Genomic DNA, 13,212 nt, shown 5'->3' with positions numbered 1-13,212 from the left:
AGGATATACCTAAAATATAAAAATTTAGAGATGAATTTAAAATTAAAAATAGTATTTGGTCTGGTATTAGTGCTGGCATTTCATAATAGTTATGCCCAGCAAGACCCACAGTATACAGATTATATGTTTAATACGCTAACCGTGAATTCTGCATATGCAGGATCACGTGGCCACTTAACAGTAACTGGTTTGCATAGAACACAATGGGTTGGTCTAGATGGTGCTCCAGAAACACAATCGTTTAGTGTAGAATCTCCGGTAGGTAAAAATGTTGGTCTAGGGGTTGTTTTAGTTAATGATCGTTTAGGGCCATCAGACGAGTTTTACTTAGATGCAAATTTTTCATATACCCTAAATTTAAATAATAATAGTCGTCTGTCATTTGGTGTAAAAGGTGGAGGGCGCATGTTGAGTCTTGATTTTACAAAAGGTAATTTTCAAGAGCCAGAAGGTGTATTTGAAAACATAAACAATAAGTTTTTACCAACAGTAGGAGCAGGGGTTTATTGGCATAGCGATAATAGTTATGTCGGTTTATCTGTTCCAAATTTTTTAACAGACGAGCATTATGATGGTGTACAGAACGCTATTGCAGCAGAACGTTTACACTATTTTTTAATAGCAGGAAGAGTGTTTGATTTAAGTCCAAGAGTTCAGTTTAAACCAGCTTTTTTAGGAAAGTTTGTTATTGGTGCTCCTATTATTGCAGATTTGTCTGCTAATTTCATGTTCGATGATACTTTAAGATTAGGTGTTGCATACCGTTGGGACGATTCTGTAAGTGGTTTAATAGGTTTACAACTAGGACCAAAATTAATGGTTGGTTATGCGTATGATGCTACGACAACTAGATTACAAAATTTTAATTCTGGAACACACGAAATTATGTTGCGTTTTGAGTTAAGATCTAGAGAAAAACAACTTAAATCTCCACGTTTCTTTTAAAAATGAACTACATGAAAAATACAATTACACTTTTATTATTATTTACAATAAGTTTCTCTTTTTCTCAAAGTTCAAATAAGAAAGCAGATAAACTTTTTGAAAGAATGTGGTATAAAGAAGCTTCGGTTTTGTATGAATTAGAGCTTAGTAAATTCGAAAGAAAAAACATAGAATCAAATACGACTAAAGATTCAACCTATGTTAATCTTTTAAAGCGTGCTGGCGATTCATATTTCTTTAATACCGATATGGAAAATGCCTATATATGGTATGATAAATTAATATCTGATTTTTACTCTGATGTAGATACAGAATATATTTTTAGATATGCCCATGCATTAGAAGGTATTGGAAAGTACAGAGAAGCAAAACGATGGATGAAAGAGTTTGCTAAAAGAACTGAAAATAAGGATGACAGATCTGAGTTATTAGATCAAAAGAATTTAACAGTTGAAGATGTTTTAGATATAGAGCCTAGATTTGTATTAAAAAATGTAGCGGTAAATACTAAATATTCAGATTTTGGACCTATGTATTATAAAGATAGGTTAGTGTATTCATCGGCTGTTGATTCATCAAACTATCATACTAGAATTTATCATTGGAATGAACAACCTTTTTTAAATATGTATTTAGGAGAGCTCAATAAAATTGAATCTGATGTAAAATTAATCAAAGCCTTTTCAAATAAATTAAACACACGTTATCATGAAGCTACATTAGCTTTCTCTCCAGATGAAACAAAAATCTATTTCACAAGAAATAATTATAATGGCGATTTAGGGCGAGATGATAAAGGCACAAATCATTTAAAACTTTATAGTGCAGAGTTAGGTAGAGATTCTGATAGTTTACCAACATGGAAAAATGTTAAAGAGTTGCCTTTTAATAGTGAAGATTATTCTGTTGGACATCCTACTGTAAGTAGCGATGGTAAACTATTATATTTCGTTTCGGATATGCCAGGTTCAATTGGAGGTACAGATATTTTTGTTGTAGATATTTTAGATGATGAAACAAACAGTCAAATTCAAGACAGTACTTATACAGGGTATTCTAAGCCAAGAAATTTAGGTGAGAAAGTAAATACTGCAGGACGTGAAATGTTTCCATATATAACAGATAATGCGTTGTATTTTGCTTCCGATGGCCACTTAGGTCTTGGAGGGTTAGATGTTTACGAAAGTCGAATTATAGATACTACCTTTCAAAAACCAGTTAATCTAGGGGCTCCTTTAAATAGTGAGTTAGACGACTTTGGTTTTATTGTAAATGAAGAAAAGAATAAAGGTTTTGTATGTTCTAACAGGTTAACAGGAAAAGGAGATGATGATATTTATTCTTTTGTTCGTTTACCAAAAGAAGATGTTTTATGTGAGCAATTAATTAGAGGTTATGTTTCAAATTCGATTACAGGAGAGCGCATTTCAGATGTGAAGATGACTTTGTTTTCTGAAACAGGTAAAGCCTTAGAAACAACAACAACAAATATAGCGGGTGCTTATAAATTTAATACAACATTAAATTGCGCTACTAAATTTAAAGTGGAAGCAGCAAAAACAGGCTACGAAACTAAAGACAAACCTGTGTTAACATTAAACGAAAATGGAGAAACTGTTGTTGCTTTAGGTCTTGAGACTCTAAATAAATTAATAGTTGAAGAAAAGGGCGTACTTAAAATAAAAATAGGCATTATTTATTTTGATTTGGATAAGTCTTTTATTAGAAATGATGCTTCAATTGAGTTGAACAAAATTGTGTTATTAATGGCACAATATCCTAAAATGGTTATAAAAATAGAATCGCATACAGATGTTAGAAATAGTGATGCGTATAATTTAAGCTTATCTGATAGAAGAGCTAAATCTACACGAGATTATATAGTTAGTCAAGGAATTGATGCTAGTAGAATAGAAAGCGCAGAAGGTTTTGGAGAATCACGTTTAATAAATCATTGTAAAAATGGTGTAAGTTGCACAGAAGCAGAACATCAGCTTAACAGAAGGTCCGAATTCATAATTGTGAAAATGTAGAATACCTAAATATGTAAGCGTGATTATAACTTACCATGCTAAAAAAAACGTTTCTCTATATAGAGAAACGTTTTTTTTTAAACCTATATTTAATCTTTCTCTTCCAATTATTAAATCGTAAGTTTTTTACAGATTTTGTTAATTAAATACTTGATAGTCAAACTGTAGTAGTTTTTTTATTTTGCTTATTAATAATATTTTTCGTATATTTTCTTTTTAAATTAAAAGTGTTAAAGTTTTAATCGTTTTATTAACTCCTTATAAACTAATTACTTATAATTTATACTCATGAAAAATCTATACCCCAGAGTTAGTTCTCCTGAGACCTACGACTTCTTAGAGCAAATTTTCAATAATACCTATGATGGCATTGTCATTTTAACCTTAGATGGTGATTGGATAAAAGTTAACAATAGTATCTGCGATTTATTAGGGTACTCTAGACACGAATTATTCAATATGAATATCGAAAATATAGTTTTTAGAGAAGATCTTGGAGTTCATGAAAAAAAATATGAAAGATTAATGCTGGGTAATACTGAAGGATATCGAGTTCAACAAAGGTATTTTCATAAAGATGGATCTATTATTTGGGTTTTAATTTCGGTTTCTTTAATAATGAATAAGGAGGGAACACCAAGTAACATGATTTGGCAATTCTCAGATATTACAGGCCGAAAAAGAAATCAAGATAAGCTTAAAATGATGCTTAAGGTGGTTCGAGAACAAAATGAAAGATTGACTTCCTTTGCAAGTATTGTTACTCATAATCTCAGATCACATTCTGGAAATTTATCTACTATAGCTGAGTTTTTAGAGGAGGATATTCCTTTAATAAACAGTAACGATAATTTTGATTTAATGAAAAAGGCTATAGAAAACCTTCAAGAGACAGTGTCTCATTTAACTGATGTTGCCAAAATAAAAGTGGTTGAAGAGAGTCAGATCCAAGTTTTAAACTTATACGATTATGTTGAAAAATCAATTTATAATATTACAGCCATAGCTAAAAACACCAATACTTCCATTATAAATTATATAGATGAAGAATTATGTGTAAAAGCTATTCCTGCCTATTTAGATAGTATTATTTTAAACTTTTTAACTAATGCAATAAAGTATAGATCTGAAAAACGATTGCCAAAAATACGATTAACAGCATCTGTTCAAGATGACTATGTTATTTTTAAAATAGGGGATAATGGATTAGGAATCGATATGGAAAAATATGGCGATAAACTTTTTCAAATGTATAACACGTTTCATTCTAATAAAGATGCTGTTGGTTTAGGTCTATTTATAACAAGAAACCATATTGAATCTTTAGGCGGAAAAGTAATTGTTACTAGTGAAGTAGATGTTGGTAGCGAGTTTTCTATTTACTTGAAAAGTGCATAAAAAAACCTGTCTCATTTTACAATCAGACAGGTTTAACTCTTATTATAAGATGATATTTAAGCCCTTAGAGGCTCATTCAATATTAAATCTATGTATTTGTTTACATTGTTTTTTAAATCTCTACGTAGTGTAATAAAATCTAAAAATCCATGTTCTAACAAAAATTCTGAAGTTTGGAAACCTTCTGGTAATTCTTTTCCTGTAGTATCTCTTACAATTCTTGGGCCTGCAAAACCTATTAAAGCTCCAGGTTCGCTAATATTAATATCACCTAACATGGCAAACGATGCCGTTGTACCTCCAGTTGTTGGGTCTGTACATAACGAAATATAAGGTAATCTAGCTTCGGCTAACTGTGCTAATTTAACAGATGTTTTTGCTAATTGCATTAAAGATAATGCAGCTTCCATCATTCTCGCACCACCAGATTTAGAAATTACCATTAATGGTAATTTGTTTTTTAAAGCATAATCTGCCGCTCTCGCTATTTTCTCGCCAACAACACTACCCATCGATCCACCAATAAAAGCAAAATCCATACAAGCAATGACTAGGTCTTTTCCTTTGGATTTTCCAACAGCGCAACGTACCGCGTCTTTTAGGTTTGTTTTCTTTTGAGCTGCTTTTAAACGTTCTGGATATTTTTTTGTATCCTCAAACTTAAGCGGGTCTTTAGAATCTAAATTAGCATCTAACTCTTTGAACTTGTTGTCGTCAAAAAGAATTTCAAAATATTCTTTACTCCCTATTCTAACATGGTAACCATCTTCTGGACTAACATAAAAGTTTTTTTCTAATTCTTCTGTATCAACAACCTTACCGGTAGGAGATTTATACCACAGTCCTTTAGGTGTGTCTTTTTTCTCTTCTGTTGTTGTTGTTATTCCTTTTGTTTTTCTTTTAAACCAAGACATAGTGCTTTGTTATTTTTAAATCCTTCGAATGGTCTCAGGATTGGTTTATTCTTTTTCAGTATTGAACTAAAATTATAAAATAAATCGAAAACTTGCGTTAAGGATTGAGGCATTTGTTGAAGCTCTCCTGATTTTTATCAGGAAGCGACTGCCGAAAGCCTGACTACAAAATTAAACCTTTTTTTAATTTTGTGGTAACGCCATAATGATTTTATTGGTTTTTTGCTTGTAAGTGTCTGTTTTTAAGCGCGTAAAAAAGAAAAGGTTCTGTATGTAACAGAACCTTTTTTATGAATTTGTAGTAAAAACACCTTAAAATTATAGGGTATTCACATTGTTTAAGTCTTCAAAAGCCTTTTTTAATCTGGCTACAAAAGTTTTTTCACCTTCACGTAACCATACTCTTGGGTCGTAGTATTTTTTGTTTGGAGAATCATCACCATCAGGGTTTCCAATCTGAGCTTTTAAGTATTCTGATTTAGCTCCCATATAGTCTCTAATACCGCTCATAAAAGCGTATTGTAAATCGGTGTCGATATTCATTTTTACAGTACCGTAACTAATACCTTCACGAATTTCTTCTACGGTAGATCCAGATCCGCCATGGAATACAAAATCGATATGATTATGCTCTACACCATATTTTTTAGATATATACTCTTGAGAGTTCTTTAAAATTTTTGGCGTTAATTTTACATTTCCAGGTTTGTAAACACCGTGTACATTACCAAATGCAGCTGCAATAGTAAATTGTGGACTTACTTTGCTTAATTCTTCATAAGCGTAAGCTACCTCTTCTGGTTGTGTGTATAGTTTAGAATCGTCAACATCGGTATTATCTACACCATCTTCTTCACCACCGGTTATACCTAATTCAATTTCTAAAGTCATGCCCATTTTAGACATTCTTTCTAAGTATGTTTTACAGATTGCGATGTTTTCTTCAATTGGTTCTTCAGAAAGATCAATCATATGAGAACTAAAAAGTGATTTTCCAGTTTCTTTAAAATGTACTTCACTAGCATCTAATAATCCATCAATCCATGGTAATAATTTTTTAGCACAATGGTCTGTATGTAAAATTACTGGAACACCATAAGCTTCAGCTAAAGTGTGTACATGTTTTGCACCTGCAACAGCACCTGCAATAGCTCCTTTTTGGCCATCGTTACCTAAACCTTTCCCTGCATTAAACTGAGCGCCTCCATTAGAAAACTGAATAATTACTGGAGCGTTTAAATCTCTTGCAGTTTCTAAAACACCATTTATAGTATCAGAACCTATTACGTTAACCGCTGGTAACGCATAATTATTAGCTTTTGCATGGTTGAAAATTGCTTGAACTTCTTTGCCGGTAGCTACCCCTGGTTTTATGTTGTGTCCCATTTTTTTATTGATTAAAATTTGTATTTAATAAGTATCAAAAGTAATCAATTTTTACATAATTTAAGCTTGTTTTTATGTTTGAAAGTATTAAAACAAAACTAAAACGTTATAGTGTGATTTGTGGATATAGGGTTAAAAAGGATAGTTAATACCTATGTTGTATGCTGCATTTGCAAAGTTGTAGTCGTTAAACCATCTATTTTTGTCTTGGTAAGACGGGTCGTAGGTTTTAAATCCTACATCGAATCTAAATACAAAAAAACTAAAATCGTAGCGTAAACCAAAACCAGAGCCAACTGCAATATCTTCTAAAGAATCAAACCCTGTTAGGGTAGAATTGTTGTCTGTAACATTATCTAAAACATTCCAGATATTACCAGCATCAATAAAAAGAGCACCATTTAAATCGCCAAAAAGGTTAAAACGCTGTTCGGCGCTAAATGCTATTTTTAAATTTGCTTCGTTAAAATCATTAGTGCTTCCAGAGCTTCCAGGACCTAGGCTATATGCAGACCATGCTCGATTATCGTTAGGACCACCAGCAAAAAAACTTTTTGCGAAAGGAATACTGTTTGAGTTTCCGTAAGGAATTGCAATACCAAAAAATGCTCTTGTAGCAAATACATTTTTTTTGCCTAAATCCCAATGTTTTATAAAATCAAACTCTGTTTTTGCATATTGAGAGTAAGCAACATCAAGTAGCTGATACCTATCATCGCTATCTTTTTTTAAACCTAGAAGTTTTGAGGTACTTGCTAATAAATTTCCTGCTAATTCTAATTTAAAACGAAATATTGAAAAATTATTATCAAATAAATTTACTCTATTATCTTTAGTGAAACTAAATGCTGAAGAAATAATTAGATTGTTTTCTGTTAATCTGCTTTTGCGTTCTTCTATACTTGAGACTGTTTGGTAATCTGTTGCGTTACTAGATTCGAAAGTATCATCATTTAAAACCAAATCTATAAAGTCGTCGGCTTTATCTTCAATTAAATTTTCGTCATTGTTATCATCTATTAAAATATATTCTGATGGCGTGTTGTAAGAGTTAAGTGCTATGTTTTCTAAGCTATTAAAAGAACTTGTGTAAACACTAAAATAATTTTCTGGATTTTTGTTGTTTACAAATTGAATGTTAAATACGTCTAGCCTGTTAGTTGCTTTTGTATTTGGGATCCATTTGTAGCTAAAATTCCCGCTAAAAGTTTGTTTGTCTAAGCCAATATTTCTTTGGCTTGTAGAAGCTAAGCCAATACTGGTGCTAGGTGACATGTATTTTGGGATAATGTTTTCTGTGTAAAAAGGCGAAAATATTCTAGGAATGGTTAGTTTTAAATCTACACCATACTCATTAATATCAAAAAATGGGTCGCCTTCTTCTCCGCCGTCTTCAGAAGCTCCAATAGATGCAATTCCTGAGATTTCAAGAGTTTCAGCGCCTCCAAAAACATTTCTAATCTGTAAACTAGGGTTTAGTGAAAATCCAATTTTCTGAATATTACTTTGAGATACATCAGTACTAAAACCTAAATTAAATTTTTTAAGAGGCGTTAATCGAATAGTATCACTTAGTGTGTTATCTGGGTTTTCTGTATTCTCAATATTAGGGTACTTAAATGTGCGTAATTCATTTAGATATCTATACGTTCTTGTACGGTCTAAATCGCTATAGACCTCGCCAGGGGTTATAAAAATAGCATCGGTTAATGCTTTTGGTCGATAACGCATTTTACCATAACTATATAGTTTGTAGCTGCCATAAGAGATAGAGTCTTGGAAGGGCTTATTTCTATTTTCAAAAGTGTAATCAGTAATTATATTAACATCTCTTATAGTATAGCTCTTAAAGGGTTCTCGCCTAATAGAATCTAAAGTTCTTATGGCTCTATCTTGAATTTTAATACCAACATTCACTTTTTTGTTTGTGCCAATGGTGTCCATTTCAAAGGTTATGTAATCTCGATTAAAATGATAAATTCCTGAGTTTCTTAATTCACTAGAAATCCTATCTCGTTCTTGTTCAAAATTACTTGTTGTATACTGTTCCCCTTTTTTTATTAATGATTTTTCTTGAAGGTTTTTGTAGATCGAATCAACAATAGGAGACTTTACCGTTTTTGTAATAGAATCGATTAAAAATGCAGTTCCAGTTTTTACATTGTAGGTAATTGTTGCTCGTTTATTCTCTTTTTTTTCAATAGTATATTTGGCATCAACATCAAACCAGCCATTATTTATATAATAATCTTCAAGTCGGTTAGCAGAGCGTTTTGTTTTTCCTTCATCAATTATAGTAGGGGCTTCTCCTGTGTTTTTAAGCCAGTTATTAAAGTTTTTTCGAGATTGAATGTCTTTATCTAACTGTTTTCTCGATAAAATTTTAGTTTTCCAAGCTAGTTTTTTAGGGTTATTATAAATTTTAGCTTCATATATAGAATCTATATTTGGACGGGCTAGATTGTAAATATGCAATCTTAGAGGTGTGCCGAGTATTTTTCTATTTGGCCTTTGGTATAATAAGTTGTTTAAAGTTTCGGTGTTATTTTTTTCGTCATTTACAATTATTGATGTTTTATCAAGTAAATGCTCATTGGTAGCAACTCTTTTTACGGCATCACAGGAGTATAAGTGACTTGTAAGTAGTATTAGAATTAATATATTTGAGAGTTGTTTTTTCAAATGAATTTATAGTTAGTTTATGTTTTAGACTTCAAAAAAGCACAGTATTTGTAAGTTTGTAATCTAAATATTGATAAACGATTCAAAAATACATTATTTAAACCTAAAAAATATAAATGCTTTCTAAAAGTCAAATAAAATTAATAACGAGTTTAAAGCAAAAAAAATATAGACAACAGCATGGCCTTTTTGTTGTTGAAGGTATTAAAACAATATCTGAACTTTTGCAATCTAATTTAGAGCTTCATAAATTATATACAACAGAAACGTTCAATATTGATGCCAAAGATGAAGCGATAATTTCAGAATCAGATTTAAAACGTATTAGTTTTTTAACTACCCCAAATAAAGCATTGGCAGTATTTAAAACTCCTGAATCGAAACCTATTGATGATTCGGGGTTAATAGTAGCGCTTGATGCTGTTAGAGACCCAGGGAATTTAGGAACAATAATAAGGCTATGTGATTGGTTTGGTGTTAAAGATTTGGTTTGTAGTAAAGAAACTGTTGATTGTTTTAATCCTAAAGTTATTCAAGCTACTATGGGCTCCATAACACGAGTTAATATTAGTTATTTAGATTTAGCATCCTTTTTAAAAACGATTAATTTACCTGTTTATGGTGCTTTTATGGAAGGTGAAAATATCTACAAAAAAGAAGAATTACTAAAAAAAGGAATTCTAGTTATGGGTAATGAAGCTAACGGAGTTTCAAAAGAAGTTGAAGACCTAATCTCAGAAAAAGTATCAATTCCCAGGTTTGGAGAACTACAAGCTACAGAAAGCTTAAATGTTGCTACTGCTACGGCAATATTGCTAAGCGAATTTAGAAGGTAGTTGGTTGTAGATTAATTTTTCGAATTTACAACTAACAAATATGCAACAAACTTTTATTGAAACGTAAAATTAATAAAAACACCGCGTGTTTGCATATTCGCTATGTTTGAAGTCCAAGGGCTATTAGGATCTTCGTCTCTAATTAATTCATCGTTAATACCAAAAAGTCCACGTATGGTTGGTGTAAATTTAAAGTTGTAAAAGTAAAAGTCGATACCAAAACCTAATTCGTAAAAAATAGAGTTTTTAGTTGTTCTAAATTGCCCGTTATTATTGTCTTCTGGGTTATTCTCATTACTAGATAAGTTTAATGCCGTAGAAAACCCACCTACAATAAATGGCTTAAAATTATTTATACGTTTGGTAGATAATTTTACTAAAAGCGGGATATGAATATAAGTAGACTTTACTTCTCTAATAAAATCTGAGTCTTTTGTATCTGGAATACCTTGAAACCAATCTTGACTATAATAAATTTCTCTAGTTGTAATTAATAAACCAGGTTCTAAGCGCACATCTATAAAACTATTAACTCTTAGGTTACCAATTAAGCCAACACTAAACCCTGGGCTTTTCTTTACATAAATGTCACGTAAATCTTCATTATAATCAAAATTAAAATCGTAACTATTTATACCTAAGAAATACCCCCAGCGTAATAAATTATTATCTGTAGAACCTCTACCTTGATTAGCATCATAATTTACTTTTTCTTTTTTAAAAAGCTGAGCATTAGAGGTTTCAATGATTAAAAAAAATGATAATAATGAAAAAAAATACTTCATAAAGTTATTTAGATGATTTATAAATTGTTGCCACACCTAATGTTTGTGGAAAATCTTCAACATTAATAAACCCAATATTACGTAAAATATTGTTTAAAGCTTCTCCAAAAGGAAAAACTGATGCAGATTCGCATAAATATTTATAAGCACTTCTATCTTTAGAAAAAGCTTTTCCTATAAGCGGTAAAATGTTTTTTGTATAAAAATTATAGCCTTGTTTAAACGGTGTTTTAGTAGGCATAGAAGTTTCTAATATTACAAAAGTACCATTTGGTTTAAGTACTCTGTAAATTTCTTTTAGGCCATTTTCAAGTGTTTCAAAGTTTCTTACGCCAAAAGCTACGGTTATCGCATCAAAGGAATTATCTTCAAAAGGCATATTTTCAGAGTCACCTAAAATCATTTCTATTTTAGAATCTAAATTTTTCTTTGTAACCTTTTGCTTCCCTATTTCAAGCATGCCACTACTAATATCAAAACCAACAATTTTTGTCGCATTAGTTTCAGCAAGGTTAATGGCTAAATCGCCTGTTCCAGTAGCAATATCTAAAACGGAATCTGGATTAGATTTTTTAACAATTTCTACCACTTTTTTTCGCCATTTAATATCAATCCCGAAAGAAATTACACGGTTTAAACCATCATAATCTCCAGAAATGGTATCAAACATTTTGGTAACCTGTTCTTTTTTTCCTAAGTCGCTGTTTTTGTATGGCTTTACTTTTGACAAATCTTGAATTTTTTTTAGCAAAGATAAACTTTTAGAAAAGCATTACATAACAGGATTATAAATAATTATATTAATCCAAATTTATGTTCACATATCTATTTTATATTATATTTGTTATACTTTTTATGATAACATAACAATGAAAATAATTATTGCTGGTGCTGGTGAAGTAGGATTTCATTTAGCAAAATTATTGTCTTACGAATCTCAAGAAATTACTTTAATAGACCCAAATAAAGACAGTCTGTTATATGCTGATTCTCATTTAGATATTAAGGTTTTAAAAGGAGACGCAACCTCTATTAGAGTTTTAAATGAAGCAAAAATAAGTGGTGCAGAATTATTTATTGCAGTAACATCGTCTCAATCTACTAACATTACTGCTTGTGTTTTAGCGAACCAACTCGGGGCAAACAAAACAATTGCAAGAATTTCTAATACTGAATTTATTGATTTTAAAAATAAAGGTGGATTTACCAAGTTTGGAATTGACGAAATGATTTCGCCTGAACAATTAGCAGCAGAAGAAATTGAACTGTTATTGAATCAATCGGTTTTTAGCGATACTTACGAGTTTGAAAATGGCGCGCTAACTATGTTAGGTTTAAACCTTACAACCCCGGCTCAAATTATAGGGAAAACGGTTAGGGAAGCGGCTCAACTGTTTCCTAACGTGCATTTTGTGCCCATTGCTATTCAGCGTTTGGGTTCGCATTTAACTACTATTCCTAGAGGAGACACCATGCTTTCAGAAGGTGATCATGTGGTATTTATAACATCTAAAGGAGGTGATGAAGAGTTATGTAAATTGGCAGGGCTTTTTAAGACTGAAATTAAAGATGTCATGATTCTTGGAGGCGGAAGAATAGGTAGGAAAACAGCAAAAAGCTTAACAAAACTGAAAGGCAGGTTTAATGTAAAGATTGTTGAAAATGATAAAGAACGGGCTTTTGAATTGGCAGATCGTTTACCTAATGCGCTAGTAATTAATGGGGACGGACGTAATGTGGAATTATTAGAAGAAGAAAATATTGCAGATATGGATGCCTATATCGCCGTTACAGGAAATTCTGAAACCAATATTATATCCAGTCTTGTAGCAAAAAACCGAGGTGTTAAAAAAACCATAGCGTTAGTTGAAAACATCGATTATTTTGAGCTTTCTCACTCCATTGGTATAGATACATTAATTAATAAAAAACTGCTGGCTGCAAATAGTATTTTTAGATATATAAGAAAAGGAGATGTTGTTGCCATGACTAAGTTAAGTAGTATGGATGCAGAGCTCCTAGAGTTTATTGTGAACCCAAAATCTAAGATTTGCAATCAAGTCATTAAAGAACTTAATTTCCCGCTTACTGCAATTATTGGTGGAGTAATAAGAGACGGCATAGGCATGCTTGCTCTAGGAGATTTTAAAATTGTAACAGGCGATAGAGTGGTTGTTTGTTGTTTACCAACTTCAATAAGAAAAGTTGAAAGTTTTTTCTATTAGCCTAATAT

10 protein-coding genes are annotated in these 13,212 nt (G+C 31.4%); 5 read left to right on the top strand and 5 right to left on the bottom strand.

Translation table 11 applies throughout. From position 1 onward, the window contains the following. Positions 1-30: 30 nt before the first annotated feature. The 3 genes from SJY43_RS00495 to SJY43_RS00485 all read left to right on the top strand — a co-directional run bounded on the left by SJY43_RS00495 (position 31) and on the right by SJY43_RS00485 (position 4,376). Complete coding sequence (locus SJY43_RS00495; protein ID WP_396601900.1) at positions 31-945, top strand: type IX secretion system membrane protein PorP/SprF; 915 nt, start codon at positions 31-33, stop codon at positions 943-945. 11 nt (positions 946-956) lie between these two features. Then, positions 957-2,978, top strand: a complete 2,022-nt coding sequence (locus SJY43_RS00490; protein ID WP_396601899.1) for an OmpA family protein — start codon at positions 957-959, stop codon at positions 2,976-2,978. A 288-nt stretch (positions 2,979-3,266) separates the two neighbouring features. After that, positions 3,267-4,376: a PAS domain S-box protein gene (locus SJY43_RS00485; RefSeq protein ID WP_396601898.1), complete on the top strand. Its 1,110-nt coding sequence runs from the start codon at positions 3,267-3,269 to the stop codon at positions 4,374-4,376. 56 nt (positions 4,377-4,432) lie between these two features. Here the strand turns inward: SJY43_RS00485 and accD are convergent, their stop codons facing one another. The 3 genes from accD to SJY43_RS00470 form a co-directional block, all read right to left on the bottom strand. Next, positions 4,433-5,290 carry an acetyl-CoA carboxylase, carboxyltransferase subunit beta gene (gene accD / locus SJY43_RS00480; protein WP_396601897.1) on the bottom strand — a complete coding sequence of 286 codons (858 nt, stop codon included), beginning with the start codon at positions 5,288-5,290 and terminating at the stop codon, positions 4,433-4,435. A 318-nt stretch (positions 5,291-5,608) separates the two neighbouring features. Further along, positions 5,609-6,676 (bottom strand): class II fructose-bisphosphate aldolase, encoded by a 1,068-nt coding sequence (gene fbaA / locus SJY43_RS00475; RefSeq protein WP_396601896.1) that lies wholly within the window; start codon positions 6,674-6,676, stop codon positions 5,609-5,611. Positions 6,677-6,808: 132 nt separating this feature from the next. After that, positions 6,809-9,358, bottom strand: a complete 2,550-nt coding sequence (locus SJY43_RS00470; RefSeq protein ID WP_396601895.1) for a BamA/TamA family outer membrane protein — start codon at positions 9,356-9,358, stop codon at positions 6,809-6,811. Between the two features lie 116 nt (positions 9,359-9,474). Here SJY43_RS00470 and SJY43_RS00465 point away from each other — a divergent pair, with 116 nt between their 5' ends. Then, entirely contained in the window at positions 9,475-10,194 is a 720-nt protein-coding gene (locus tag SJY43_RS00465; RefSeq protein WP_396601894.1) for a TrmH family RNA methyltransferase, read from the top strand. A gap of 53 nt (positions 10,195-10,247) precedes the next feature. On the opposite strand, the gene SJY43_RS00460 is transcribed toward SJY43_RS00465, so the two are convergent. Continuing rightward, a complete protein-coding gene (locus SJY43_RS00460; RefSeq protein WP_396601893.1) occupies positions 10,248-10,979 on the bottom strand; it encodes a porin family protein in 732 nt (243 codons plus the stop codon). Positions 10,980-10,983: 4 nt separating this feature from the next. Continuing rightward, positions 10,984-11,709: a bifunctional demethylmenaquinone methyltransferase/2-methoxy-6-polyprenyl-1,4-benzoquinol methylase UbiE gene (gene ubiE, locus SJY43_RS00455; RefSeq protein ID WP_396601892.1), complete on the bottom strand. Its 726-nt coding sequence runs from the start codon at positions 11,707-11,709 to the stop codon at positions 10,984-10,986. 139 nt (positions 11,710-11,848) lie between these two features. On the opposite strand from ubiE, the gene trkA reads away from it, so the two are divergent. Continuing rightward, positions 11,849-13,204: a Trk system potassium transporter TrkA gene (trkA, locus tag SJY43_RS00450; RefSeq protein ID WP_396601891.1), complete on the top strand. Its 1,356-nt coding sequence runs from the start codon at positions 11,849-11,851 to the stop codon at positions 13,202-13,204. The last annotated feature ends 8 nt before the right edge of the window (positions 13,205-13,212 follow it).

The sequence above is a fragment of the Algibacter sp. R77976 genome, assembly GCF_044594645.1.
Classification (GTDB): Bacteria; Bacteroidota; Bacteroidia; order Flavobacteriales; family Flavobacteriaceae; genus Algibacter_B.
The sequence above is the reverse complement of the archived record's forward strand: the minus strand, read 5'-3'. Positions and strand labels throughout refer to the sequence as shown.